Genomic DNA, 26,761 nt, shown 5'->3' with positions numbered 1-26,761 from the left:
CATCTATACGTCGAACTCCAGACCAAATTCGGTATAACGCTCTTTGTCTTCGCGCCAATTGGCCCGTACTTTAACGAATAAGAACAGATGTACTTTCACGCCCAGCCAGTCCTGCATATCTCTACGGGCCGCCGCGCCTATGGCTTTGATCGTGCGCCCGCCAGCGCCCAGAATGATCGGCTTCTGGCTGTCCTTGCGCACATAAATGACCTGCTCGATACGCACATCGCCGTTGCGCAGATTTTTCCAGCTTTCGGTCTCGACCATAGACTCATAAGGAATTTCGTCATGGACCTGCAGGTATAATTTTTCGCGCGTGATCTCTGCGGCAATAATTTTGCTTTGCACATCCGCGGCCTGGTCAGGCGGAAACAGATAAGGATGTTCGGGCATGGCTGCGGCGAGCAAGTCTTTTAGCTGATCCATACCGACGCCGCCCGTCGCGCTGACCGGCACAATCGCGTCGTAAATACCGGTATCGCCGAAATGCGCAATTAAAGGCAGAGCGTCTTCGCCCGCGACCTGATCAATTTTATTGAGCGCCAGAAAGACAGGCGTATTTTCCGCGCGTTTTTTTAAGCCCGCCATGACGCGGTCCGTATCTTTGGCGGCAAGCCGGTCCTGAGAGCTGCTCTGCGCGCCGGAGAGCACACGGGCAAAGGCCGGGGCGTCAACGACGTGAATGATTGCGCTGCTGTCTTTTGTGCCTGTCCATGCGGCATGAACCATTGAGCGGTCCAGACGGCTTTTGGCGGCGAATATGCCGGGCGTATCAACAAGCACGACCTGAGACGTCCCGAGCATGGCAATGCCGCGAATTTGGAATCGGGTAGTTTGCACCTTATGGGTCACAATCGACACTTTTTCGCCGACCAGAGCATTTGTCAGTGTCGATTTACCAGCATTAGGCGCGCCGATAACGGCGCAAAATCCCGCGCGGGATGTGTCAGTCTTGCTCATGTATTCAAACTTTCCAGCAAATGCCGGGCGGCAAAGCGCTCCGCATCTTTTTTTGATTTTCCAGTGCCCTGCGCCATGCCCAGATTAGCTACGGCGACCTGTATCACATAAAGCGGGCGGTGGTCAGGCCCGCTGCGCTCAATCACTGTATATTCCGGGGCGCTCTTGCCCATGGCGGAGGCGAGCTCCTGAAGCTCTGTTTTAGGGTCTTTGCCGCCAAGAGCTTCCAGTCCGGCCAGCTCTTCGCTCCAATACGCCTCGTAGAATTTAGAGGCCGCCTCCATGCCGCCATCCAGATAAAGCGCGCCAAGCAAAGCCTCGCAGACATCACCCAATATAGAGATCTTCTCACGCCCGCCCTGTTTATCTTCGGCCTGGCTCATCAATATGACATCGCCGAGCATCGCGCGGCGCGCAGCGCGGGCGCAGGCTTCCTTGCGCACAAGGCTATTGAGCTTGCGGGCGAGTTGCCCTTCTTTCTCGCTTGACGCCATGAACAGACGCTCCGCAGTCAAGAGGCCTAAGACGCGATCTCCCAAAAACTCCAGCCGTTCATTATCGACAATATTTCGCCGCCCGTCACCGTAAGAGCTATGCGTCATAGCGCGCTGCAGAAGATCAGGATTGGAAAAGGTATAATTCAACCGCTCCTGCAAGCGCTTTAATGCAAGGTTCTGGCTCATAAGTCTGCCGCGCCTGCGCGCGGTATCAGGCTGATAACGATAAATGCCAGCGCATAGGGCGTCTCGTCGGATAGTGACAGGTCGATTTTGGCGGTCATGCCCTCCGGCGTCATCCCGTTAAGGCGGTTTAAGGCATTATTATACAATTTGATTGACGGCTTTCCGCTCTTGGAACTGAGAACTTCGACATCTTTCCATGTCAACCATCCCGTATCACCGGTCGATAGCGCTTTGGCGAGCGCTTCCTTGGCTGCAAACCGTTTCGCCAAGCAGTCAGTCTTGGCGTGACGTTTAGCGCAAAACTCACGTTCTTTTTTCGTAAAAACTTTAGCTTCAAACGCCTCGCCCTTCTCCGCCATCAAAGCGTCGATACGGCGCATATCGCATATATCTGTGCCGATGCCTAAAATCATGGACGCGCCGCTTCGATCGCCGCGCGCATCTGGGCCATAGCTTTGGGCAGGCCGACAAATACCGCTTCGCCGATCAGAAAATGCCCAATATTCAGCTCGACGATTTGCGGGATAGCGGCAATACGGCCGACATTTGAATAGGTCAGGCCGTGTCCGGCATGGACTTCAAGCCCCAGCGTTGCCGCCAGCGCGGCGCCCTTTATCATCGCGTCGACAATCTCGTCAGCCAACTGCACATCCCCATTATCAATGGCGTGAGCATAAGCGCCCGTATGAAGTTCCACGACAGCCGCGCCGATATCGGCGCTGGCCCGGATTTGCGCCTCCACCGCTTCAATGAACAGCGAAACCCGGCATCCTGCATCGGTTAAGTCACGCACGATAGGCGCGATGTGGTTATGCCCGCCAGCGACATTCAGCCCGCCTTCGGTCGTCCGTTCTTCGCGCCGCTCAGGCACGATACACACAGCGTGCGGTTTTAGGCGGAGCGCAATGTCGCGCATCTCATCCGTTGCCGCCATTTCAAAATTGAGCGGAACGTCCGTCTCCTGACACAGCATTTCTAGACGCTCGATATCGGCGTCGCGAATATGGCGGCGGTCTTCACGCAGATGAGCAGTAATGCCGTCTGCACCCGACTTGATAGCCAGACGCGCGCCATCGACAGGGTCAGGATGAACGCCGCCGCGCGCATTTCGAATGGTGGCGATATGGTCAATATTTATGCCCAGTCTTATCTCCGGCGTAAGGCTCACTTAAGGCCCCGGCTACCGGGTTTTATAGCCTCGATAGCTCTAAGGTCGTCCGGTATGTCATTCGCGTCATAGGCGGGGAACTTATGTGAGGCGAGACTGATCAACGGCACGCCGATATCGGCCTCTCCGCCGCTGCGGTCAAAAATGCAGGCCCCGCCGACAACGGTAGCGCCTGTGGCATTAATCGCGGCAATGCATTCGCGAGACGACAACCCCGTTGTCACAATGTCTTCAACCATTAAAACCTTCTGGCCGCGCTCTAATTTAAAGCCGCGGCGCAGAGCAAACTCGCCATTTTCACGTTCCACAAACAGACTCTCAACGCCCATATGGCGCGCGGTCTCGTACCCCGGTATTATGCCGCCCATAGCCGGCGCGACAATGATATCCACATCGCTATTGAGCTCTGCTTTGACCTTTTTAGCCAAAGCTTTGCAGAGCATCTCCGTATGGACGGGGTTTTTGAAAATGAAGGCCTTTTGCAAAAATACTGGACTGCGCAAGCCGGAAGACAGGATAAAATGGCCTTCGAGCAAGGCGCCCGCCTCCCGAAATATACCGAGTACGTCATCTGTATTCATATCTATAATCCTAAAGCTGATTGGCCCGCAGCCGGCGCGCGCTGACAACATAGCTGCTGGTGCGAAGCGCCGCGACTATATGGGCAAAGTGTTTTGTGTCCAGCACTTCAACATCAAGCACCATGTCAAAAAATGTCGGGCTGCGTTTGAGAGTTTTAATATTCGTCAGATTTCCACCAACTTCACCGACGATTTTCGTCACATCCGCCAGCGCGCCGGGGACATGCTCCACCGTTGCGCTAATCCGTCCAATGGAGGCAGTATGGTCTGCAGCGCGCCGCCAGCCCAAATCAATCCAGCGTTCGGGTTGATCCTCAAAATCGGCTAGTGTTTCACAATCAATTGTATGGATCATTACGCCGCGTCCGTCGGACTGCACGCCCATAATCCGGTCCCCGTTAATGGGAGAACAGCACGGCGCTAAGTGCAAAGAAACGCCTTCACGTAATCCGTCGCCTTTAACATAAAGGCGCGCTGTATTATCGCTAATGAGATCCCGCGTGGCATATTGGTCGACCAGACGCTGCTCGTCCCGGCCCGGGAAAACAGCCTGCATAAAGTCTTTTACGGTCAACTCCCCCCGCCCTAATGCCTCAAAGGCTTCTGTCGGCGAGTTGTATTCTAACCGGGGAAGCGCATCCAGAATAGCGCTATCAGAGAAATCGCGATCTTCGCGGGCGAAGGCATGATCGGCAAGAAGCCGGCCAATACGGCGGAACTCGTCAGATTCAGTCTCTCGGGTCAGCCTGCGTAGAGCGGAGCGCGCACGCCCCGTAACGACGATATTTTCCCATCCGGGCTGTGGCTCGGCCGCGCCGCCGCGCACAATTTTCACAACATCGCCATTTTCAAGCGGCGTACGCAATGGCTTTTCTTTTTGATTGATAATGGCGCCGATACAGGTGTCGCCCACATCTGTATGCACCGCATAGGCAAAATCGATCGGGGTTGCCCCGCGCGGCAAGCTGATCAAATCGCCCTTAGGCGTGAATGTAAAAACCTGATCCGTAAACAGATCAAGTTTAGCATGCTCGAGAAATTCGTCGGCATCGCCGTGGCCAATCATCTCGACCAAATTACGGATGCGACCCATCATATTAGAGCCGCTACGCAGCGCACTTTCTTCGTCGAATGAATATTGTTTGTCTTTGTAAGACCAATGCGCCGCGACGCCGCGCTCAGCAATCTCGTCCATATTATGAGTTCGGATTTGAACTTCAACGCGGCGGTTATCGGGACCGAGTATTGTAGTCTGAAGGCTCTGGTAGCCATTGGATTTCGGCGTTGAAATAAAATCGCGGAAGCGACCCGGGACTGAGCGAAAATGCGTATGTATCGCGCCCAGCGTTTCGTAACACTGACCGGGTGTATCCAAAATTATGCGAAACGCGTAGATATCGGCCACGTCTTCAAAGCTAATGCCTTGGCGTTCAAGTTTACGCCAGATTGCATAGGGCCGCTTTTCGCGTCCATAAATACGCGCCTTTAAGCCTTGCTCATCAATGACATCGCGTAGGGCTACTGAGGTTTGCGAGATCACATTGGATTGGGACTCCCGCCACGCATCGAGCCGCTTAGTAATGCTCTCATAAGCCGATGGATTGAGGTGTAAGAATGATAAATCTTCAAGCTCAGCACATATACTGTCCACACCGATACGCCGGGCCAGCGGCGCGTAAATTTCCATCGTCTCCCGGGCGATGCGCTCACGCGATGACGCTTTGGGATGATATTGTAATGTCCGCATATTATGCAGGCGGTCACATAATTTAACCAGTAAAACCCGCAAATCCTTGCTCATGGCGAGGACAAATTTTTGAAAATTCTCGGCTTGTTTAGAGACCTGACCTGAGAGTTCAACCTGCCCTAATTTTGTGACACCTTGAACAAGTTCGGCAATTTCCGGCGTAAACATTTTCGCCAACTCGTCGTAAGTGGTGTCTGTGTCCTCCAACACATCATGAAGTAAGGCTGTACAAATGCTGGCCGTATCCAGTTTTAACTGCGTTAGAATCCCTGCCACTTCGATAGGGTGGGCATAATAAGGGTCGCCGCTATGACGCAGCTGCTCCCCATGCGCTTTAACAGAGAAGACATAAGCTTTATTGAGCAATGTCTCATCCACAGCCGGATTATATTCGCGAACTTTGTCGACAAGTTCCCATTGACGCAGATACCGCGCGGCGGGCACTTTTAGCTTGCCTTTGTCTGCCACAGAAGGGGCGGTTTCTGTCTGAATTTGATCTATCATTTGTTAAAACATAAGCCTGTTAACGCGGGCGGGCAATGCGCAAAGCTTTGTCAGATGCAAAAATACCACAGCCGCCAAGTCTTTGCAGCCTATTACGACGTTTTAATGTGAAATCCGAGCGGTCTACGTGGTAAAACACCATCTTATGAATATACGTTTTGTCCCTACCCTCACCCTTCTGGCAGCCCTGAGCCTTGGCAGCGCGCCTCTCAGTGCACAGGTTCCCGTGCATAGTCGGCTTGTGCTGTCCGGGAGCTGCTCCGGTTGTGATTTATCGCGCCGTGATATGAGCCAGTTGACGCTCAAAGGTGGAGATTTCACCGACAGCGTCTTTAACCACAGCGATCTATCCGGAGGCGAATTTGACGGCTCCAATCTGTCCGGGGCGCATTTTCGGCGCGCTTATCTGATCCGGGCGAGCGGACGTGATGTTAATATGTCCCGCGCAACCCTCTCCGGTGCTATGCTCAATCAAGCCAGCCTCGTCGCGTCGGATATGTCAAATGCCGATTTTCGGGGTGCGGATATGAGCGACGGCAATTTCACCGAATCTGACTTTTCCGGCGCTCGGTTTATAAATACTCAAGCTTCCGGCGCTGATTTCAGCGGCGCGGTCTTCACACTGTCAGAACTTGATCACGCCGACTTCGAAAATGCCAAATTCGTCGGGACACGCTTTCATTCCGCCCAATTTGGCCATGCTCTCGTGTCCGGTGCTGAATTTAGTGACGCCGATTTGTCAGGCGCAGATATGTCCGAAGTCCGCGGTTTAACCCAGGATCAATTGGACAGGGCCTGTGGCAATCATGATACGCGCCTACCCCGGAGCGCTATGACCGTGCGCAAATGTCCCAAGACCGAAACACTGGCTGCCGCCAGCCCGCCCAAGCCAATTCCGGCCCGTATGAAAATGCGTGCCCTGGATTACCGCCCCCTTCCTGATAACCGGTCACGAAGCCGCAATAATGTCCGCGGCGCAATTGATGCTATTGACCGTGCCTTGGATTTATTGCCCGAGGACAGCCAAAGCACCACACGTGCGGAGCTTCTGCAAAGCCGTAAACATCTGGTCGGTGTCTTGGGACAATTATAGGCGATTTGTGCCTGTTAGTCTGCCAATTGAGATAATTTTTGCTCTTTAACTCTCGATTTTGCGCTATATTCTCAATGCCGTCCGTTTTATAGGGCAATAAATTTAATCTGAATGCTGTGAGGCTATATGCGCATTTCCGTCCCAAAAGAGATTAAGAAACACGAATACAGAGTGTCCATGACACCCGACGCTGTGGCGGAATGCGTCGCCTTCGACCACGAGGTTTGGGTGGAAACACTGGCCGGTGAAGGCGTCGGATTTGACGATGCGGATTATATTGAAGCCGGAGCTAAAATAGCAGGGTCAGCGAGCGAAACATTTGATAAAGGCGAGTTGATCGTCAAAGTTAAAGAACCACAATTGCATGAATGCGCCATGCTGCGTCCGGATCAAACCTTATTTACATATTTGCATCTGGCCGCAGATAAACCGCAGGCTGAAGCGCTTTGCAAGTCGGGATGCATCGCCATTGCCTATGAAACTGTGACAGACCGTTTTGGGCGCCTGCCATTACTCTCTCCAATGAGCGAAGTTGCCGGACGGATGTCCGTGCAGGTTGGCGCAGCGGCGCTGGAACGTCATAATGGCGGGCGCGGACTTTTGCTGGGCGGCGTTCCGGGCGTGCTTCCGGCCAAAGTTGTTATTCTCGGCGGCGGGGTATCAGGAACACATGCCGCTCAAATGGCCATCGGCATGCGCGCAGACGTGACGCTTTTCGATATTTCCGATAAACGTTTGGACGAACTTGACCAGATTTATGGCGGACGTCTTAAAACCGCCTATTCAACGCGAAGCGCTGTGGCCAAGGCTGTAATGGAGGCTGATTTGATTATTGGCGCTGTTCTGATTCCGGGGGCTGTTGCGCCGAAACTTGTGACTGCAGATATGGTGAAAACCATGCAACCCGGCGCAGTTCTGGTCGATATTGCAATTGATCAAGGCGGCTGTTTTGAAACCTCACGTCCCACGACCCATGACGAGCCGACATTTATCGTCGACGGCATCGTTCACTACTGCGTCGCCAATATGCCGGGCGCTGTCGCGCGCACCTCCGCTATGGCGCTTGGAAAAGCGACCCTGCCCTTTATTTGGCGGTTAGCTAAAGGCGGTATCAAAGACACATTGCGCGATGATCCGCATTTAGCCGCAGGTCTGAACGTCGCCGATGGATATATTGCCTATGAGCCCGTCGCGCGGGATCTGGATATGGAATTCAGGACGCCGGATTGGCTCTAACGCCTGAAAGAAGGCTTCGCCACCACGCGGGCAGACGGTAATTTAAGATGGCAGTTTGCCCGCGCTTTTCAATCCAGTGATAGGTAAAATGCGAGATACCAATCACGACCGCGAGATAAGGCAGCAATAATATAGTCCCGCCTAATCCCGTCATATTCCAGGTCTCGCCTGCCAGGCCGGGCAAGATGCGTTCCGCAAAAATACCGAAGCCGATCGCAATCACGACATGAACCATATAGATTGAATAGCTGATCTTGCCTAAATAGAGCAAAGGCCGCGTCGACATAAAGCGCGAAATACCGCCTTGGCCCATGGCGAAAATGACAACAAAGCTGATCGCGACAGGCGCGAGGAAGAACTGCAATTTACCGCCGCAATAAACGACGAAGAGATAAAGCCCAATCAGCATAGCGATTTCCAGCACTGTGCCGGAATGCTTAACACGCCCGGTTTTCCCGCGCCACTTACCCGGCAGGCGGCTATAGATCCACGCAGCGAGAATGCCGGAGTAAAAACCGCCGAGACAGCGCCAAAAGCCCAAATCGTAATGAAAATCCATATCGGGTTTTAACCGTGACAATGTCGCGTAAATTACGCCGACAAGCAGAGCGATGATCGCAAAATGACGCGGTTTTGACGGCGGCGCGAGCAGCATCATGCCTAGAAATACAAAATAAGCCCAAAACTCGACGCTAACCGTCCAAGCCGGTGGATTATAAGACAGGCTGTCTAATATCCCCATGGATTGCGTCAGGGTCAGATTGGCCAAAAAACTCGGCAGAGTCTCTGCGGCGCCGGCTTGGAACGGCAATATTTCTCCAGGTTCAACGACACTAATTCCGACTTTATGCGAGATGACTCGCATGAATTGGAACAACACAAACACCATTAGCATGAAAAAATGAAGCGGATAAATCCGGGCAAAGCGGCGTTTGATAAATTTTGCGCCTGATGCGCGATCTGTAAGCCGTCCCCTATACAGACGAAACATTAGAAACCCGGAAAAAACGAAAAACAAATCGACCAATACCGGGCCATTATTCAGCAAATCATGCGAATTTATACTCGATAGCCATATAGTATGATAAATAGCGACCATTAACGCGAGCACGCCGCGAAACCCGTCCAGCGCGCCGTAATAATCACGCGGCGGTTCATTTTGCTTAACTGTTCCGGCTGCGGTCATGAGAGTCTACTAGTCGATTAAGGCAAAATTTGTCTTAACCCCGCGCTTACTTCTGGTTAGGGTTTACCCTAGCCCGAACAGGAGACAAAAATGAAATCACGCGCCGCCGTCGCTTTTGAAGCCGGGAAAGATTTAGAGATTGTCGAAGTCGATGTACAAGGCCCGAAAGCCGGCGAAGTCCTTGTCGAGCTTAAAGCGACAGGTGTCTGCCATACCGACGCTTTCACCCTGTCCGGCGAGGACCCCGAGGGTACATTTCCGGCCATTTTAGGCCATGAAGGCGCGGGCATTGTGCGCGAAATCGGCGCAGGCGTGACCTCTCTTGAGGTCGGCGACCATGTCATTCCGCTTTACACGGCTGAATGCCGCCAATGCGACTATTGCCTTCATCCCAAAACCAATCTGTGCCAAGCGGTTCGCAGCACGCAGGGCAAAGGGCTAATGCCTGACGGCACATCACGTTTTTCTTATAAGGGTCAGAAAATACTGCATTATATGGGTTGCAGCACGTTTTCAAACTTTACCGTATTGCCGGAGATCAGTCTGGCTAAAATTCGTAAAGACGCGCCGTTTGATATGGCCTGCTACATTGGCTGCGGCGTAACAACAGGTGTTGGCGCCGTGATCTACACAGCCAAAGTCGAGCAAAATACGCGCTGCGTCGTCTTCGGGCTTGGCGGCATTGGGCTGAACGTCATTCAAGGGTTGCGTATGGCCGGCGCGAAACAAATTGTCGGCGTAGACCTCAACCCCGCGCGCGAGAAAATGGCGCGCCAATTCGGCATGACGGACTTTATCAATCCCAAAGACCATAAAGACCTAACGGGCGCCATAGTCGAGATGACAGGCGGCGGCGCGGATTACACTTTTGAGTGTATCGGAAATGTCGATGTCATGCGCGTCGCGCTGGAGAGCTGTCATAAAGGCTGGGGCGAGAGCATCATTATCGGCGTCGCCGGCGCAGGTAAGGAAATCTCCACCCGCCCCTTCCAGCTCGTCACGGGACGCAGCTGGCGCGGCACGGCTTTTGGCGGCGCGAGAGGCCGCACCGACACGCCGTCTATCGTCGATATGTATATGGATGGAAGAATTCAAATCGACCCGCTTATCACCCACAAAATGCCGCTGGAAAAAATCAACGACGCGTTCGATTTGATGCATAAAGGCGAGAGTATCCGTAGCGTGGTGGAGTTTTAGGGGTGCGAGGAAAGTGACCGTAATTTTCAGAATTTTTACTACCTTTTTAGCCTTTTGCGGGTCGTCATTCACTTATGCCGACAGCCCACTTCCGGCGCAGCAAAGCTATGTGCAAACATCACCTGATGGAACATGTATGGCTTATGTAAATTTAGAGACTTTGGAGACGATATTAGCGCCGCATTATTTATTAATTGGAGAAAATGGTGAGGCGTCAAAACATTGGCGCGTCAAGGGATGGCACCGATGGGTTCATGTCGCCGATAATTGTGATTATGTGGTTATCGGATATGGAGGCTATAACTTGCTTTCGTTAAGCCAAAAAGATAAAAATAGTACGGTTATCACTTATATTAATAGAAGCGGATTGACTAAAACTTTAAAGCTAGTTGACCTCTATAGTAACTTAGATGTCTTGCCACGCACTGTGAGTCATTGGGCTTGGTATGAACAGGTTTTATGGGATAAAAACGTTCTAATGCTCAGCACTGTAGATAACCGTAAAATGAAATTCGAAGTCCCCGATGATTTTATTGCAACGCCAAATTAACGCGGCCGACCCTTGGGAATTATCCGCAATATATAGATAGCCTTTTTGTCGAAACTATATTCCAGCAGATAATTATGGATCGGCCAAATTCTATATTTGCCAAGGCTTCGACCGACTTTCGGATTGTCCAGCAATATATGTGCAACATCCAAAAATGTCTCTAAAAAGCGGTTAGTTTGTGTCTCGCCCCAATGCACGTAGCCATAGCGCAACATATTTTGGAAATCCAAATCAGCCTGCACCGAAAAAATAAATTCGCGCATTTATTTATTGGCTCTTTGCCTTGCCAGCTCTTTGATGAGCTCACGCCCCCGCGCCACAACATCTTCGGAGGAGTAAGTTTCACCGCGAGAGATTTGAGCCAAGGACTCGTCTAACTTCGCATCATGGGTCGCTTGATCCTCATGCCTCCAATTATCGAAATTACGCCAATTATCCGCATAGAAAACACCTATCCGTTTGCCGTTACGCGTAATCTCAACAGGTTCCTGTTGCGAGCGCATCAAGAGTTCCCCAAAATTTTGTTTTGCTTCTGTTGCTGTCATTGTGCTCATGAAATACTCCATTGTAAATTTAAAGCCTTATACACAATTCAGACAAAATAGACAATATGTCCAATCTACTAAATTGCCCTGCGACATTGCCTCGAGTGCAATGCTTACGACGCCGTGTTAATAATACTCAAATACCTATTCCTATCAGAGAGACACGGACATGGAATTTGACGCATTGTTATTATCGCGCTTGCAATTTGCATTCGTCATTGCGTTTCATATTCTGTTTCCCGCATTTACCATTGGCCTCGCTATGTTTTTGGCCTTTTGCGAGGGCATGTGGCTAAAGACCGGCAAAGAAGTCTTCAAACGTCTTTATCTGCACTGGGTTAAAATTTTCGCACTCGCCTTTGCTATGGGCGTGGTCACCGGCGTGGTGATGAGTTATCAATTTGGCACGAATTGGGCTAAATTTGCCGATTTGACCGGCAGCGTGATTGGACCGCTTCTGGGGTATGAAGTCCTGACGGCTTTCTTCCTTGAGGCAACCTTCCTCGGCGTTATGCTGTTCGGGTGGCAGCGTGTGGGCAAGGGTCTGCATTTCACTGCGACATGCTGCGTTGCCGTCGGAACGTCTATTTCAGCCTTCTGGATCCTGGCCGCCAATAGCTGGATGCAGACGCCGCAAGGCTACGCCATTGACGATGAAGGCAAATTTTACGCGACCAATTTCCTCGAAGTGATTTTCAATCCCAGTTTCCCGTCGCGTTATGTCCACATGATGCTGGCCGCCTTTATTACGACGGCAGCCGTTATTCTAGCGGCAGGAGCGTGGCAGACATTACGTAAACATCAACAAGCCCCGACCCGGATGCAAATGCGCCTCGCCGCCATGACTCTGCTCGTCTTGATGCCGCTGCAAATCGCAGCAGGCCATTGGTCCGGCGGTGTCGCGCATCATTATCAGCCCGCCAAGATCGCAGCGATTGAAGGCTGGTGGGAGACAGGCCCGGATCAAGCCACCGTGCTGTTTGCCCTCCCCGATGAAGACACACGCACGAATAAATTTGAAATTGCCATTCCCGGGGTAGGAAATGCTATTATGGGCTTGCCCAAGGATGAGGTTATTCAGGGCCTGAACGATTTTCAGGGTGAGCATCCGCCCGTCTTTATTGTGTTTTGGAGCTTTCGCATCATGGTCGGCTGCGGTCTTGCTCTACTCGGCCTCGGTATATGGGGAGCGTTTAAATGGTGGCGCGGCACCATCGACATACCCGGCCTGTTTCACTGGGCGGCGGTGGGCGGCGGGACATTAGGCTTTATCGCCGTCATTTCCGGATGGATTGTGACTGAAGTCGGGCGACAGCCCTATACCGTCTACGGCGTCCTGCGCACCGAAGACAGCCTGTCCCCTGTCACGACCGGACAAGTCGCAACGTCGCTGATCGTCTTTATGACGGTCTACGCCATCATTTTTACGGCGGGTGTAGTCTATATGATCCGCATCGCGACCAACGGATTTGACGACAAACCGACCGCACCGCCCGAAGTAGAACGCCGCGCACCGGGCAGCCCGCTCGGATCTGTCGACGACAAGGCCGAGGTCGACCATCGTGGCGGCTCCGGCACCAGCGAAGATCAGGAGTAACACATGGATTTACCTCTCATATGGTCGGTTCTGATTGCTGTCTCTGTTATGCTCTATGTCATTCTTGACGGCTTCGATCTGGGCATTGGCATATTGACGATATTTGCCGATGACGACGCAGAGCGAAACCTGATGACCGCCACAATAGAGCCGGTCTGGGACGGAAACGAGACATGGCTTGTCCTGGGCGGCGGTGGTTTATTTGCAGCCTTTCCGCTGGCCTACGCTATTATCATGCCGGCCTTTTATCTACCCATTCTGATTATGCTCGCGGCGCTGATTTTTCGCGGCGTAGCCTTTGAATTTCGTCACAAAGCAGTGCGCCGGCCGACCAAGCATTTTTGGAACGGAGCCTTTGGAATTGGGTCTCTAACAGCCGCGATTGCGCAGGGATTTATTCTCGGCGGATTTATTCAAGGCATTACGGTCAGCGGGCGTGATTTTGCAGGCGGGACATTTGACTGGCTAACCCCCTTCTCTGTTATGGTCGCCGGCGCAGTTGTCATCGGCTATGTTCTGCTCGGCTCCTGCTGGCTATATCTCAAAACATTAGGGCCACTGCATGACGGATCGCGCAAATGGGCACGCCGCTCACTTATCGGGGTTTTTCTCGCCATGGCTGCGGTCAGCCTTGCAACGCTCTCAATTGATCCGCGGATTACCGCGCGTTGGGGCCTGACTATGACATCGGTAGATTTTTCCAAGCTGATTTGGCTGCTGCCAATTCCTGTCTTTGGCGGGGCTTGTATGTGGGGCCTGATGCGCGACCTTCGTAAAGTCAGCGGCGCGCCGGATTGGCGGCCTTTCTTGCTTGCCGTCGGCGTCTTTTTATCCGGCTATATCGGCCTTGCCGTCAGCCTGTTTCCCAATATTGTCCCCTTTGAAGTTACGGTGTGGGAGGCGGCAGCCCGCGATAATGCCCTCACCTTCATGCTGGTTGGTGCCGTCGTCATGATTCCCGTCATTTTAATCTATACGGCATATGTATACAGTCTGTTTTGGGGAAAGGTAAAACCCGGCGACGGTTATCACGGATAGATATGCCCAAATTCTCTATCAAACCTGTTCCGCCCAATGAAGATGATCCGCCACCGCCCCTAGCTTCGCGCCTGCTCTGGTTTGCTGGACTGGCTATTTGTGGACTCCTCGTTGTGGGCTCTGTAGCTTATCTCCTACGAAGCTTGCTATTTCTCTAAAAGCATCATAATAATCATCTATTGGTGCATATTTTGGTGATTACTGGAGTCAGACATGCGAACGACGATTACAATTGATGACGTGCTTTTGGAAAAAGCCGGACAGTTAACACAGCTCAAAGAACGTTCGGCTTTGGTCCGCGAAGCTTTCGAAGCCTTAATACAACGCGAGAGCGCACGGCGATTAGCGCGCCTTGGAGGGTCAGAGCCTAACCTCAAAAATGTTCCACGCAGACAACCTGAATAATGCGGCTTGTTGATACGTCGATTTGGATAGATTTTCTGCGAGGTGGGGATCACGCTTTAGCAACCGCATTGAACCAGTCCGAAGTATACATTCATCCTTATATTATTGGTGAACTGGCCTTGGGAAATATGAATAACCGCGATGAGATTGTCAGTTTACTAAACGGCTTGCCTAAAGCTATTATTGCATCGCAAGCTGAAATCATTGCCTTTATTGACGCTCATTCTATTTACGGCAAAGGGATAGGATATGTGGACACAGCCGTTTTATTATCCGCCATCCTGACGCCCGGATGTCGTTTATGGACAAGAGACAAAAAACTAGAACGCGTCGCAACCACTTTGCCCCTCCACATGACTATATACGGATAATTATGAAGACCATTTCCAAAAACAAAATCTTTGGTGGCACGCAGGCCGTCTACGAACATCCATCCAAAGCGTGCGGATGTGATATGCGGGTCGGTGTCTTCACACCGTCCGGGGTGGATAGCGGGGAAATCAAGGACGCGCCCGTGTTAGTCTGGCTATCGGGCCTCACCTGTACAGAGCAGAATTTTATCACCAAAGCCGGCGCGCAGCGCGCCGCAGAAGATCGCGGCATTATCCTTGTCACGCCGGACACATCCCCGCGCGGCGACCATGTCCCCGATATCGAAGGGCGCTATGATTTTGGCAAAGGCGCAGGGTTTTATCTGGACGCCACGCAAGACCCATGGGCCGAAAACTACAATATGCAGCGCTATATCACCGCAGAATTGACCACATGGATCGCCGAAAACCTTCCGGTTGATATCGTGAAATTGGGCATTTTTGGACACTCTATGGGAGGGCACGGCGCGCTAATGCTACATCTTAAAAACCAGGACCTTTACAAAACCTGTTCGGCTTTTTCTCCCATCGTCGCCCCGTCCCAAGTGCCTTGGGGACAAAAAGCATTTGAAGACTATCTCGGCGATGATAAAGCCAAATGGGCAAATTATGACGCCACAGCGCTCGTGACCCAGTCGCCATCTTCAGCCAATATTCTCATTGATCAGGGTCTGGATGATGAATTCCTAGCCGAGCACTTACGCACCGATATTTTCGAACGTGCCTGTGCGAAAGCCGGACAAAATGCCACCATCCGAATGCAGCCGGGCTATGACCACAGCTACTACTTCATCGCGACATTTATCGAAGATCACATCCGCCATCATGCCGAAGGGCTTACCGCGCTTAAACTGTCTTAGCCTGCTCACTCAGCGCGAAAGACGTCTCGATGCCCCCCGCGGCGCGGATAGCGAGTTTACCGCGCTCAGTCAGATCACTGATGAATTGGAACTGGTCACGCAGATCAAATGGATAAGCTTTGAGCTTATAATGCGTGCCGACTTCGGTTTGCGCGACGACAACAAAACACGGCTTTTTATAATCCAGATAGGCGCTTGTCAGCCCGACATCCGCCAGAACGCGCCGCATATTCACAGCGTCATGATCGGGCTGGAGATAAAAGCTAACCACACACATGAGCGTATGCGCGCCCATATTGGCGTTGGAGACATTCTCATCCCAAATCTTGTCATGCGGAACAGTAATGATATTATCATCAGCGGTATTCAGACGCAGTGAACGCATTCCCACCGAAACCACCTCACCATAATCTCCATCAATTTCAATCCAGTCCCCCGGTCCGTAAGGCCGTTCAAAAATAGCGACAATTCCTGCAATCAGCCCGCTGACATAATCTTTGAACGCAAAACCAATGGCCACGCTGGCCGCGCCGGCAATCACGAAGAAGTTCTGCAACGTGATGTTAAATATGAGCGGGACAATCCACAAAAATGCTCCGACAATTATAATCAGCCTCAGAACAGGAACCGTGCCGAGAATATAAAGGCGAAGCTGGCTTGGGCCGCGGCTGGCCAGATAGGGCAATATGCGCCGGATCAGCCAGATCGCCGCAAACCCGATCAGGATAATCAGCGTAATTTTGACAAAACTAATGTCCTGAAAATCATTGAGAAGCTGAGCAGCTTTTTCGTCGGCAGCGTTTTCCATTATAATTCATCCATCGGATAACCGGCATTACGCAGACCCGTCCGAATGGCGGGATAGGCTTGAGGCGCGCAGTGATAAACGCCGTCTGTAAGCTCGGCCAGGCCGGTTTTGACGATAGAGGCCAGAACATGGGTGTAACCGGGCAGCGGAACGGTTTTGGCTATTTGGGCGGCGCTTAGACCGTTATGGAGCAGCAAAGCATGAAGAACCATGAGTGCATTTTGATTTTTGCGATCCGGCAAGGCAAAATCTTTGAGCTCTGACACCCAGATTGTATCGACTTTATCATATGTCTGCGCGTCTTGTTCCGCGTTTTCTTCCGGCTTTGCAACGTGAAGACTGGACCGCCAAATCCGCCAGGCCACCCACGGAATGCCCAGACTGCTTTTGGCCAGGCGATTCATATAATCACCGCTCGACATGCCTTCATCCAGATCGGCGAAGGCATCAATACCGGACTCCGCGCTTTTAAAGTTAATCCCCTCTTCGCCCCGAGGTGACAAGGCAGACAGCCAGGCTCTTAGCCGACCTTCGTCAAAAGCCTGAAACATGATCGGCTGCGGCAAAGCCGAGTCAATCTCACACGATTTGCGTAGATATTGCCACGCCCAGCTATTACAGCCGACAATCGTTTTTTCTCCGGTTTGCGACAACTCATCCAGAAGCGCTCTGACATGGTACATGCCGTCAATATGGCGGAGGAACCAGTCTTCAAGACGCGGTATAACCCTAACACGCTGTGATTTCGTCGCCTTACCAAGCGCTGTATACTGGCCGAAAACATCTTCCGGCGGCGTAATAATTTTAAATCCCTGCTCACTGGCCCAACTTTCCAGAAAATTCTCTCTGTCACAGGGCGGAAGGACAACCATCTTAACCGCTTCGACGGGGGCGTCGTCGGCCAGCCATTCCTTAAGAGTGTAGCTCAGCTCCGCAGAGAGCGGCGCATTTGCCGGCGGCGCCGCAATCTTGTCCAGCCATGATGTGTCCACCGCAGAGAGACGGGACACATCTATCCCGTCATCACCATTGGAAGATGAAAAGCGCTTTTTTAAAGTCGCAAATATCTGTTCAATACCCCGGTTAACCGGGCTGCTCGGCCAGTCATATTCGCCTAGCGGCTTGAAAGGTTTTACATCATTGCTCAAGACTTACGACGCTCCGTTATGCCGGTTGATTTGGCTTAACGTAGCCTGCGCCACCCCGCTTGCCCAGAGCGGAAATGGCGCAGGTTAAGCGCTAAAGGATTACTTTGTTCACGATCAAAACCTGATCGACGGCTTTGAGCTCTTCGATAACTTTGTCCGTAACTTCGCCGTCGACCGAAACAAGCGTAACCGCCTCAGGGACTTTCTTCATCCGGCCCAGTGAGAGATTGGCAATGTTTACACCATTACGGCCCAGAACATCTCCGAGCGCGCCGATAAAGCCGGGCTTGTCGGAATTGCGGATATACAGCATATGCGGCTCAAATGCGGCGTCCATCGGTACGCCAAACAGACGCACGATGCGCGGCTCTCCGCGATAAATTGTGCCGACAATGGCAAATTTACGCTCCTCGGTCTCAACCGTCATGCGGATGAGCGACTCGGCGCGTTCGGCTTCGTCGACATAGCTCTCCTTAATCTCAATCCCGCGCGCCTTAGCCAATGCAGGCGCGGAGACCATATTGGCTTCGGGCATAACGGATTTAAGCATTCCGGCCAGCGCTGCCGCGCTCATCGGATTAGTATTAAGCTGCGTAATCTCGCCTTTATAGGTCAGCTCTATGGCCTTGGCGGGGACGCGCAAAAGCTGTCCCATCATCGTGCCAAGTTTGCCGGCAAGATCGACCCAGGGCTTCAACCGCGGCGCTTCTTCAGCCGTAATAGACGGCGTATTGAGCGCATTACTCACCGCGCCGGTCAGAAGGAAATCCGCCATTTGCTCGGCTACCTGAACGGCGACATTTTCCTGCGCTTCCAGCGTCGATGCGCCCAAATGCGGTGTGGCGATAAAATTCGGCGTGCCAAATAAGGGATGCTCATTGGCGGGCTCGATCGCAAAGACGTCAAGCGCCGCCGCGCGGACATGGCCATGTTCGAGCGCGTCTTTGAGCGCCTCTTCATCGACCAGACCCCCGCGTGCACAGTTGACAATAATCACGCCCTTCTTCGTCATGCCCAGACGCTCACGACTCACAATACCCCGCGTCGCGTCCACTAATGGTGTATGCAATGTAATCGCGTCGGCGCGGGTAAACAGTTCGTCCAGCTCGACCTTGGTCACGCCCAGCTTTACCGCGCGCTCCTGCGTCAAATAGGGATCATAGGCGATGACTTTCATCTTCAAGCCAATCGCGCGCTCGGCGACCAGTGCGCCAATATTGCCGCAGCCAATAATACCGAGCGTTTTGTTAAACAGCTCAACGCCTTTGAAATCGCTTTTCGGCCATTCGCCGTTTTGTGTCCGGCTTGAGGCGGACGGAATTTGGCGCGCAGCAGAAAACAGCATAGCAATAGCGTGTTCTGCCGTTGTGATCGCGTTGCCGAACGGCGTATTCATGACCACGATACCGCGATCAGTGGCCGATTTAATATCAATATTATCGACGCCGATCCCGGCGCGGCCAATGACTTTAAGCTTTGTCGCCGCTGAAATAATTTCGGCGTCGGGACGCGTTGAGGAACGCACAGCAAGACCATCATAATCAGGAATGATTTTGATAATTTCGTCTTTGGACAGGCCGGTTATCACGTCGACATCAATGCCGCGCGCTTTGAAAATTTCCATGGCGGCATTTGACATTTTATCGCTAATAAGAACTTTTGGCATAATTACAGCTCCTCTATTTTGGTTTCAAAAGCCCAATCGAGCCATGGGGTCAGCGCTTCAAGATCAGACTTTTCAATCAGGCCTGAGGCCCATATCCGAAAGCCTGCAGGCGCAGTTTTATAAGACCCGAAATCCAGCGCAACATTCTCATCCCCGAGTAATTTGACAATAGATTTAGCAAAGGCGGCCTGCTCATCTTTATTTAAAGCCGTGATCCGCGGATCCACAATCTTCATGCAAACCCCGGTATTGGAGCGCTCCTCGTCCTTCTCAGCCAGATTAGCGATCCAGTCCGTGCGCGCGATCCAGTCCCAAAGCACTTTGGCATTGGCATCGGCGCGGTCATGCATGCCCTGCAATCCGCCATTGGCTTTTACCCATTTCAGGGCGTCCAGATGATCTTCGGCGCACAGCAAAGACGGTGTGTTTATAGTCGCCCCTTCGAACAGAGCTTCATTAATTTTGCCTTTGCTGGTCAAGCGGAAAATCTTCGGGAGCGGCCAAGGCGGGGTGTAGCTCACCAGACGTTCGACAGCGCGCGGGGACAGGATCAACATACCATGGGCCGCTTCGCCGCCCATATTTTTCTGCCAGCTATAAGTGACAACGTCGAGTTTCGGCCAGTCCAGCGGCTGCGCGTAAACCGCTGAAGTTGCATCGCAAATGGTCAGCCCTTCGCGGTCAGCGGGGATAAAGTCAGCATTAGGCACGCGCACGCCTGCTGTCGTCCCGTTCCATGTAAAGACAAGGTCGCGGTCGCCGGTATAGTTATGGATCGGGGGTAATTGACCGTAATCGGCTTTAAGTATGCGCAGGTCGTCAAGCGGTAAAAGCTCGGCATCAGTAATCCAAGCATTGCCGAAATTCTCCCATGCCGCGACGTCAACGCCGCGCGGGCCCAGAAGCGACCACATTGCCATCTCGACCGCGCCGGTATCAGAGGCCGGAACAATTGCGATTCGATAATCCTCCGGCACGCGTAGAACTTCGCGCGTCAGATCTATGACTTCTTTGAGTTTAGCTTTGCCTAATGCACTGCGGTGCGAGCGGCCTAAGGCGGCATCGCTCAGCACGTCTAATGTCCATCCGGGACGTTTTTTGGTGGGACCCGCACTAAAGCGGGGATCAACGGGCTTAGCCGTCGGTTTGGTGGCGATCGCCATAGTCATGTCTCCATAGGATGCGTTTTTGTACATCCGATAAAGTGCGCCTCAGTGGGGAGGCGTGGCCCGCTCTCCCTATGATTTGGGTTGGCGTGAGAGTCAAGCGCGATAGTTTTGCGGCTTTGATAATTTTTGTTTTAAAATCCCTGCCCCACTTGTTGTATCTTCCAAACTTTTGACGGGCTGCTGCGTAATAAAAATATGCCTAGACATCAAAAAGCTCACCTCCCCGAAAAAGACTGCCTTGTTTGCGGTCGCCCGTTTGCATGGCGCAAAAAATGGGAGCGCGACTGGGGTAATGTCAAATTTTGCTCCGCACGGTGCCGCCGCGAATCTAAACGAAAGATGCCCGCATGACCCCGCTCGCCAGCTTCTCCGATAATATGCGCGTGATTGTTATCGGCGCGACAGGCGGAATAGGCCGCGCCTTTATAGAGTCCCTCGCCGCTCATGACCGCGTCACAGATGTCTACGCCCTCTCGCGGACAGGCGCTGTCCCGCGCGGCGATAAGATCAAGCCGCTAACCTTTGATTTTTCTGATGTAGAGACCATTAAAGCAGGAGCCGAAGTCTTGCGCGAGACAGGCAAATTCGATTTGATTATTGTGGCGACCGGCCTGCTTCATGGCAACGGCATCTCACCGGAAAAATCGACGCGCGATCTCTCTCATGATGCTTTCGCCAAAAGCTTTGCCGCGAATGTCGCTGGCCCCGCTCTAACGGCGAAATATTTTCTCCCGCTCCTAAAACGCGACGGCAAAACAGTTTTTACGGCGCTGTCTGCCCGCGTCGGAAGTATTTCAGATAACCGCATGGGCGGATGGTATGCATATCGCGCGGCGAAAGCGGCGCTCAATATGGTGCTAAAAAATCTATCCATTGAACATGGCCGCAGATTTAAAGAGAGCATTATTGTGGGTCTTCACCCTGGCACTGTGGATACAGACTTGTCTAAGCCGTTTCAGGGAAATGTGCCCGACGGTAAATTGTTCACAGCAGAGTATAGCGCGGCACACCTACTTGACGTGATTGATGGATTGACCGTTGAAGATACAGGTGATCTTTTCGCGTGGGACGGGCAGCGGATCGCATTTTAAAACAGCTCCCCTTGGCTCTCAAAGTAAATGCGGGCCAGCGCTTTTGTGATTTTGCTCTTTTTCGAGGCCGCCATAACGTCCAGCGCTGCAGCCGTTTTCTGCGCCGCAGCCGCGGAGCGTTCCCCGTAATTGACGAGATAGTCAATCACGGCGCCGTCAGGCTGCCGTCCGCGCTCGGCCAGAAGATTGACATAAATACGGCGCAGCAAAGCGTCTTCGGGCGGATCAATGCGCGCCACGGTGAGCGCATTAAGCCGGGATCGCAGGTCGGGTATTTTGACATTCCAATCCGACGGCAAAGCGCGGCTGGTCAGCAATAGCGATGTAAGCCTTTCCAGAAGCGCCATGTTGATGAGACCAAATAAAACCTGCTCGTCAACCTTGTCGGCATTATCCATCCAGACGGCGTGACCATTCAGATCATCAAGATCGGAGAGCGCGAGCCTATTGCGCGCAGCTGTAGACTTGCCGGTCTGCGCGGATATCCAGATATGGCCTAAATGCGTCTTGCCTGTGCCGCGCGGTCCGGCCAGCGCAAGAGCTCGGTTGGGCCACGGCGCAACGCTTTCAATCGCAGATAAGGCTTCCTGATTACTTGGCGCAGCCTCAAAGGCGGCGCGGGAAAAGTCAGGCGCGATGCGAAGCTCGAAGGGAATTTGTGTCGGCGCAGCCGCCATCCTATCTTTCCGTTACCGTCCGGCGAAGCGCATGACCGTGCCAATGGGCGGCAGCTCTTTAATTTCGACGCCGCGATATTCCAGCTCTTTGACAAGATCGTCCATCGGCCCGCTCACGGTTAAGCGCATCAATGCGCCGTCTTTGGACAGAGCATCAAGCCGCGCGCCGCTAATCAGACTGGAGCCGTTTATAAGACGCTGTATACGCTGCCAGTCCTGATGACTGCTATACAGCACGGTCACAGTCATCTCGTGCGTTTTGGCCGGCTTGGCCGTCGCGCGTTTTTTCCACGCATTATCCATGCGGGCCGCCATTTCGGCGTTAGAACTCACTGTGCCTAGATCGCTAGTGCGGCCCGTATCCAGCGCAATATCTGTGAGGGTGATGCGCGTGCCGGCGCTATTGGCCGACGCGATCAGGACATTTGTGACGCCGACGGCGCGTCCGGTCTGGCGCAAGGCATCCAGATCGCCTGAGCGCGCTGCATCAGCGCGGATATAGCCGCTATAGCGCTGATCGTCCGGCAGCGCGACAAGCGGCGCTAGCCCATTATCATAACCGCCTTCGCGAAAATCTGTGAACCACTGCGCGCCATCCGCAAACCCGTTTGGCGAAAGAGGAATAACAAGCCGCGGCGCATCTTGCTGCGTGACCAAAGTGAGGCCGTTTTCACGGGCAAATGTCTGAACCGCCTGTGGATTAAAGGCGACCGTAATATCGCCCATATAGCGCGAATTTGAGCGGCGTTCATTGGCCAGACTCATCGCGCGCATCATCTTGGCTGCGGTTTGCGGCGTAATAGCAGGAATAGACGCGCCCGGGCGGGCATTAAGGCGGTCAATCATAATGCGCGCGGCCATGACCTGCCCTTCAGCGAGCGCTTTGGTCTGGGCTTGTATTGCATTTTTGCCGTCGGCATCAAACGGCACGGCAGTCACTGTAAAAGGGTCTCCCGCAAAGGCGCGGACCGCGCCCAATAGCGTAAATACGATAAAGAAAATGAAAGCGCGCAACATAGAGTCTCCTGTCTTAGCTATCACCTAACCTGATTTCTCTGTATCTGCCAACAGATTGTCACATCCCTGCCCTTGCGCGGCGCAGCGCAGCGCAGCATAAGGCCACACAATAATCATGGCGATATAATAGGCATAATCATGACGCGAGAGACTAGCCCTAAATCAGGTTTGACCTATGCCGATGCGGGCGTGGATATCGATGCGGGCGACAGCCTTATCGATATGATCAAGCCCATGGCCAAGGCGACGATGCGCGCAGGCGTGATGGGCGGACTTGGCGGATTTGGCGGTGCATTTGACCTTAAAGCCGCGGGATATACGGATCCGGTCTTGATTAGCGGAACGGATGGCGTCGGCACAAAACTGCGCATCGCGATTGATAGCGGCATACTCGACACGGTCGGCATTGATCTGGTGGCCATGTGCGTCAATGACGTCTTGGCTAATGGCGCGGAACCGCTGTTTTTCCTCGACTATTTCGCGACAGGTAAATTGGCCCCTGAGAAAGCCGCTAAGGTTGTTTCGGGCATTGCCGAAGGATGCAAACAGGCAGGCTGCGCGCTTATCGGCGGCGAGACAGCTGAAATGCCGGGCATGTATGAGGGCGATGATTTTGATCTGGCCGGATTTGTTGTCGGGGCGGCGGAGCGCAACGCGCTGCTGCCGCTCATGGATGACATGGTCGCCGGCGATGTTCTGATCGGCCTGCCCTCATCAGGACCGCATTCCAATGGTTATTCGCTGATACGAAAAGTTGTCGAGATCGCCGGATTGTCATGGGAAGATGATGCCCCCTTCGCACCCGGACAAAGCCTTGGCGCAGCGCTTCTGAGCCCGACGCGTATTTATGTTAAATCCGTTTTGCCATCTATTCGTGCAGGGCATATTAAAGGACTGGCGCATATAACCGGCGGCGGCCTGACTGAAAATACGCCGCGCATGCTGCCGGATCATTTGACCGCTGAGTATGATTTTGCGGCGATTGACCGTTCTGCCGTTTTTGTATGGTTGCAAGAGACGGGTAATATTGATGAAGCGGAAATGCAGCGCGCTTTTAACTGCGACGTTGGCATGGTTCTGGCGGTCAGCGCGGATAAAGCCGAAGCCGCATTAACGCTGCTCCGTAAGAGCGGAGAGCCGGATGCCAAAATCATTGGAGCGTTAAAGCAGACATAAGATGACCCGCACGCGCACAGCCATCCTGATCTCCGGCGGGGGCTCCAATATGGAGGCGCTGATCAAAGCGTCGCAATCCGATCCCGATTATCCGGCAGAAATTGTTCTGGTGATCAGTAATCGCCCAAAAGCTGCAGGACTGACCAAAGCAGCCAGTTTGGGCATTCCGGCCGTTGCCATAGATCATAAGGATTATGACAGCCGCGAGGATTTCGAGGCGGAAATGCAGCGCCAGCTCATATCCCACAATGTAGACTTTATTTGTTGCGCGGGGTTTATGCGTGTTCTGACCGGGCAATTTGTCTCAAATTGGGCCGGTCGGATGATTAATATTCACCCCTCACTTTTGCCGAAATATAAAGGGCTTAACACCCATGCGCGGGCTATCGCCGCCCGCGAGCCGTGGCACGGCGCGTCCGTGCATTATGTCACTGCTGATCTCGATAGCGGCAGCGTGATTACGCAGATACGGGTCAAAGTCGATGATGATGATACGCCGGAAAGCTTATCTCAAAAAGTCCGGGCGCAAGAGCATAACCTTTATATTCGGGCTTTAAAATTCGCTTTACTGGATTTTACACCACGCGATCCCTCTACCTCTGATAAGCGTTAAGACTATATTCACCACCTCTCTTGAGGCGATATTTATCCTTTATCCTTACACTCTTATCCAAATAGGCTCCGCATATTGCGCGGTCTTTGATTTTGTCTGGGTATGGAATATGGGACATCACAGATCGTTAAAACGGTTTATAAACCGCTTCAAAAGCAATTCTGACGGGACAATGGCCGTTTTGTGGGCTACATCCCTTTCGGCTGTCGTCCTCGCTGCGGGCTCAGCCTATGATTATAGCAAAGTCACGACGGCGCGCGTTCAGTCTGTCGCGACGGCGGATATGCTCGCCCTATCTGCTGCGGTTTATATTCGCGACCATGACGGAGAAACCCCTAATACGAATAAAGAAGGTTTTAAACATAACCAACGCTATTATCTTGAAGATATCGGTATCGATATAACGCCCTATGCTGACCGCAAAGCCAAATTTCGAGGCAAAAAAGGGCGCAACAAAGATTTAGAGAAACCGAACTTTAGAATTAAATATGATCACCCTGAAACAGGCATGGTCAGCGCCTTTGTCTACGGCCAAACCCGGCCGGCCTTTATGGGCATCGTTGGCATTGACAATGTTGATTTCTCTGCATCGTCTACGGTTTCATATGAAACCCAGGATCTAAAAGACCCGGCCTCTATCGGACTGGTTTTGGATAATTCCGGCTCAATGGCGTGGGATGACGGCACAGGAACTATTCGCATGACGGGCTTAAAAACGACAGTCAAAGGCTTTATGGTACAAATGGACGACGTGATTGATATGGCGACAGCTGAGGACAATCCCGGACAGGGACAAGCCAATGCGACGAACCAGAATAAATATTTACGAACGAATATGATTACTTACGCCGTTAAAAACAAAAATAACGGCCAGAGCTATCAAGATATTGATGAAGAGCGCTTCAAATGGTCTACAATTTCAGACAGTAAAATTGATGCTATGGTCGCCGATGGCGGGACAAATTCAAGCGGTGCTATGGCTCTGATGAATTACCGTATGAAAGATGAGCCCGATACGCATGAGAAGAAGAATGGGGGAAACCCGCTAAAATATGTCTTGTTTATGACGGACGGCGTTAACAACGTCACGTCAAATTCCAACTGCCGGGCTGCACAGGGACACTGGCACTATCTGCATTGGAATAGCTGGACACTCAGCCATGAGGATAAAAGCAACTCCAATGGATGGTATCGTGTCTGGGCCAGAGAGTATGATGAATGGGGCCAATATTGGAGCGAGCAAACGATTTGTGACGAGATATCAAGCTATGATGCCGCAACCATTAGCTCATGCGGCGAGTTAAAGGAGCAAGGTTCAAAAATCTATTCAATAGGTTACGCTTTAACAATTAACGCCACAGATAGTGAATGGAAACGCGCTGAAGTGGCCCGGGCCAATGCCCTTCTACTGGGATGTGCGACAGGGCCCGAATATTTCAAAGACGCACAAAATGCAAATAGCCTCAATCTTGCATTTGAAAGCATCGGCGAAGATATAGTCGAAGATTCGATAAGGATCAGATATTAGACACAAATAGACCGGGCAATCGAACGGCCTTTTTATTAATAATCTTTAGACTTAGGACTATATTTACCACCTCTCTTGAGGCGACATTTATGCCTTATCCCTACTTTCTTATCCAAATAGACTCCGCATTTTGGGGGTCTTCGATTT

General features: G+C 52.4%; 29 protein-coding genes. 14 read left to right on the top strand and 15 right to left on the bottom strand.

Annotation, left to right across the window (positions count from 1 at the left end; genetic code table 11):
• Positions 1-3: 3 nt before the first annotated feature.
• The 6 genes from era to H142_RS0101800 are packed head-to-tail and all read right to left on the bottom strand — an operon-like array spanning position 4 to position 5,643.
• The gene (gene era, locus H142_RS0101825; protein WP_017930387.1) at positions 4-960 is read right to left on the bottom strand and encodes a GTPase Era; all 957 of its coding nucleotides are present in this window, start codon (positions 958-960) and stop codon (positions 4-6) included.
• On the bottom strand, positions 957-1,643 hold the full coding sequence (gene rnc / locus H142_RS0101820; protein ID WP_017930386.1) for a ribonuclease III: 687 nt from the start codon (positions 1,641-1,643) through the stop codon (positions 957-959). Before rnc ends, era begins: the two co-directional genes overlap by 4 nt.
• Positions 1,640-2,056: a holo-ACP synthase gene (acpS, locus tag H142_RS0101815; RefSeq protein WP_017930385.1), complete on the bottom strand. Its 417-nt coding sequence runs from the start codon at positions 2,054-2,056 to the stop codon at positions 1,640-1,642. Before acpS ends, rnc begins: the two co-directional genes overlap by 4 nt.
• The gene (locus H142_RS0101810; protein ID WP_017930384.1) at positions 2,053-2,811 is read right to left on the bottom strand and encodes a pyridoxine 5'-phosphate synthase; all 759 of its coding nucleotides are present in this window, start codon (positions 2,809-2,811) and stop codon (positions 2,053-2,055) included. The genes acpS and H142_RS0101810 overlap by 4 nt, the downstream gene beginning before the upstream one ends.
• Positions 2,808-3,392, bottom strand: coding sequence for an orotate phosphoribosyltransferase (pyrE, locus tag H142_RS0101805; protein ID WP_017930383.1), 585 nt, complete (start codon positions 3,390-3,392; stop codon positions 2,808-2,810). Before pyrE ends, H142_RS0101810 begins: the two co-directional genes overlap by 4 nt.
• Before the next feature lie 10 nt (positions 3,393-3,402).
• The gene (locus tag H142_RS0101800) at positions 3,403-5,643 is read right to left on the bottom strand and encodes a RelA/SpoT family protein (RefSeq protein WP_017930382.1); all 2,241 of its coding nucleotides are present in this window, start codon (positions 5,641-5,643) and stop codon (positions 3,403-3,405) included.
• Positions 5,644-5,788: 145 nt separating this feature from the next.
• Here H142_RS0101800 and H142_RS16035 point away from each other — a divergent pair, with 145 nt between their 5' ends.
• Entirely contained in the window at positions 5,789-6,736 is a 948-nt protein-coding gene (locus tag H142_RS16035) for a pentapeptide repeat-containing protein (RefSeq protein ID WP_083898905.1), read from the top strand.
• 126 nt (positions 6,737-6,862) lie between these two features.
• A complete protein-coding gene (gene ald / locus H142_RS0101790; RefSeq protein WP_017930379.1) occupies positions 6,863-7,972 on the top strand; it encodes an alanine dehydrogenase in 1,110 nt (369 codons plus the stop codon).
• Here ald and H142_RS0101785 read toward each other — a convergent pair.
• The gene (locus H142_RS0101785; protein ID WP_017930378.1) at positions 7,950-9,158 is read right to left on the bottom strand and encodes an acyltransferase family protein; all 1,209 of its coding nucleotides are present in this window, start codon (positions 9,156-9,158) and stop codon (positions 7,950-7,952) included. The genes ald and H142_RS0101785 overlap by 23 nt on opposite strands.
• A 90-nt stretch (positions 9,159-9,248) precedes the next feature.
• Between H142_RS0101785 and H142_RS0101780 the strand changes: the two genes are divergently transcribed.
• Entirely contained in the window at positions 9,249-10,355 is a 1,107-nt protein-coding gene (locus tag H142_RS0101780; RefSeq protein ID WP_017930377.1) for an S-(hydroxymethyl)glutathione dehydrogenase/class III alcohol dehydrogenase, read from the top strand.
• A gap of 13 nt (positions 10,356-10,368) precedes the next feature.
• The gene (locus tag H142_RS13935; protein ID WP_026147713.1) at positions 10,369-10,905 is read left to right on the top strand and encodes a hypothetical protein; all 537 of its coding nucleotides are present in this window, start codon (positions 10,369-10,371) and stop codon (positions 10,903-10,905) included.
• Here H142_RS13935 and H142_RS0101770 read toward each other — a convergent pair.
• Positions 10,902-11,168 (bottom strand): type II toxin-antitoxin system RelE/ParE family toxin, encoded by a 267-nt coding sequence (locus H142_RS0101770; RefSeq protein WP_017930375.1) that lies wholly within the window; start codon positions 11,166-11,168, stop codon positions 10,902-10,904. The genes H142_RS13935 and H142_RS0101770 overlap by 4 nt on opposite strands.
• Positions 11,169-11,459 carry a type II toxin-antitoxin system prevent-host-death family antitoxin gene (locus H142_RS13930; RefSeq protein ID WP_083898960.1) on the bottom strand — a complete coding sequence of 97 codons (291 nt, stop codon included), beginning with the start codon at positions 11,457-11,459 and terminating at the stop codon, positions 11,169-11,171. It lies immediately after the preceding gene.
• 160 nt (positions 11,460-11,619) lie between these two features.
• On the opposite strand from H142_RS13930, the gene H142_RS0101760 reads away from it, so the two are divergent.
• The 5 genes from H142_RS0101760 to fghA all read left to right on the top strand — a co-directional run bounded on the left by H142_RS0101760 (position 11,620) and on the right by fghA (position 15,721).
• Entirely contained in the window at positions 11,620-13,047 is a 1,428-nt protein-coding gene (locus H142_RS0101760; RefSeq protein WP_017930373.1) for a cytochrome ubiquinol oxidase subunit I, read from the top strand.
• 3 nt (positions 13,048-13,050) lie between these two features.
• Entirely contained in the window at positions 13,051-14,085 is a 1,035-nt protein-coding gene (gene cydB, locus H142_RS0101755; RefSeq protein WP_017930372.1) for a cytochrome d ubiquinol oxidase subunit II, read from the top strand.
• Positions 14,086-14,298: 213 nt separating this feature from the next.
• The gene (locus tag H142_RS0101750; protein WP_017930371.1) at positions 14,299-14,490 is read left to right on the top strand and encodes a type II toxin-antitoxin system VapB family antitoxin; all 192 of its coding nucleotides are present in this window, start codon (positions 14,299-14,301) and stop codon (positions 14,488-14,490) included.
• Positions 14,490-14,861 (top strand): type II toxin-antitoxin system VapC family toxin, encoded by a 372-nt coding sequence (locus H142_RS0101745; RefSeq protein ID WP_017930370.1) that lies wholly within the window; start codon positions 14,490-14,492, stop codon positions 14,859-14,861. The genes H142_RS0101750 and H142_RS0101745 overlap by 1 nt, the downstream gene beginning before the upstream one ends.
• 2 nt (positions 14,862-14,863) lie before the next feature.
• On the top strand, positions 14,864-15,721 hold the full coding sequence (fghA, locus tag H142_RS0101740; protein WP_017930369.1) for an S-formylglutathione hydrolase: 858 nt from the start codon (positions 14,864-14,866) through the stop codon (positions 15,719-15,721).
• Here the strand turns inward: fghA and H142_RS0101735 are convergent.
• The 4 genes from H142_RS0101735 to H142_RS0101720 form a co-directional block, all read right to left on the bottom strand.
• Complete coding sequence (locus H142_RS0101735) at positions 15,708-16,529, bottom strand: mechanosensitive ion channel family protein (RefSeq protein WP_017930368.1); 822 nt, start codon at positions 16,527-16,529, stop codon at positions 15,708-15,710. The genes fghA and H142_RS0101735 overlap by 14 nt on opposite strands.
• On the bottom strand, positions 16,529-17,677 hold the full coding sequence (locus tag H142_RS0101730) for a hypothetical protein (RefSeq protein ID WP_017930367.1): 1,149 nt from the start codon (positions 17,675-17,677) through the stop codon (positions 16,529-16,531). The genes H142_RS0101735 and H142_RS0101730 overlap by 1 nt, the downstream gene beginning before the upstream one ends.
• Positions 17,678-17,768: 91 nt before the next feature.
• Positions 17,769-19,343 (bottom strand): phosphoglycerate dehydrogenase, encoded by a 1,575-nt coding sequence (gene serA, locus H142_RS0101725; RefSeq protein ID WP_017930366.1) that lies wholly within the window; start codon positions 19,341-19,343, stop codon positions 17,769-17,771.
• Between the two features lie 2 nt (positions 19,344-19,345).
• Complete coding sequence (locus tag H142_RS0101720) at positions 19,346-20,506, bottom strand: phosphoserine transaminase (RefSeq protein WP_026147712.1); 1,161 nt, start codon at positions 20,504-20,506, stop codon at positions 19,346-19,348.
• Positions 20,507-20,707: 201 nt separating this feature from the next.
• Between H142_RS0101720 and H142_RS16605 the strand changes: the two genes are divergently transcribed.
• On the top strand, positions 20,708-20,863 hold the full coding sequence (locus tag H142_RS16605; protein ID WP_083898904.1) for a DUF2256 domain-containing protein: 156 nt from the start codon (positions 20,708-20,710) through the stop codon (positions 20,861-20,863).
• The gene (locus tag H142_RS0101715) at positions 20,860-21,603 is read left to right on the top strand and encodes an SDR family NAD(P)-dependent oxidoreductase (RefSeq protein WP_017930364.1); all 744 of its coding nucleotides are present in this window, start codon (positions 20,860-20,862) and stop codon (positions 21,601-21,603) included. The genes H142_RS16605 and H142_RS0101715 overlap by 4 nt, the downstream gene beginning before the upstream one ends.
• On the opposite strand, the gene H142_RS13925 is transcribed toward H142_RS0101715, so the two are convergent.
• Positions 21,600-22,280, bottom strand: coding sequence for a P-loop NTPase family protein (locus tag H142_RS13925; protein WP_017930363.1), 681 nt, complete (start codon positions 22,278-22,280; stop codon positions 21,600-21,602). The genes H142_RS0101715 and H142_RS13925 overlap by 4 nt on opposite strands.
• A gap of 12 nt (positions 22,281-22,292) precedes the next feature.
• Complete coding sequence (locus tag H142_RS0101705) at positions 22,293-23,297, bottom strand: hypothetical protein (protein ID WP_017930362.1); 1,005 nt, start codon at positions 23,295-23,297, stop codon at positions 22,293-22,295.
• A gap of 138 nt (positions 23,298-23,435) precedes the next feature.
• On the opposite strand from H142_RS0101705, the gene purM reads away from it, so the two are divergent.
• The 3 genes from purM (at position 23,436) to H142_RS0101685 (ending at position 26,614) form a co-directional block, all read left to right on the top strand.
• Positions 23,436-24,473: a phosphoribosylformylglycinamidine cyclo-ligase gene (gene purM / locus H142_RS0101695; RefSeq protein WP_017930360.1), complete on the top strand. Its 1,038-nt coding sequence runs from the start codon at positions 23,436-23,438 to the stop codon at positions 24,471-24,473.
• Position 24,474: 1 nt separating this feature from the next.
• Complete coding sequence (gene purN / locus H142_RS0101690; RefSeq protein WP_017930359.1) at positions 24,475-25,086, top strand: phosphoribosylglycinamide formyltransferase; 612 nt, start codon at positions 24,475-24,477, stop codon at positions 25,084-25,086.
• A 109-nt stretch (positions 25,087-25,195) separates the two neighbouring features.
• A complete protein-coding gene (locus H142_RS0101685; protein ID WP_017930358.1) occupies positions 25,196-26,614 on the top strand; it encodes a Tad domain-containing protein in 1,419 nt (472 codons plus the stop codon).
• The last annotated feature ends 147 nt before the right edge of the window (positions 26,615-26,761 follow it).

The organism is Robiginitomaculum antarcticum DSM 21748 (genome assembly GCF_000365025.1).
GTDB lineage: Bacteria > Pseudomonadota > Alphaproteobacteria > Caulobacterales > Maricaulaceae > Robiginitomaculum > Robiginitomaculum antarcticum.
Note: the sequence above shows the minus strand (reverse complement) of the source record. Positions and strands in the feature narration are given on the sequence as shown.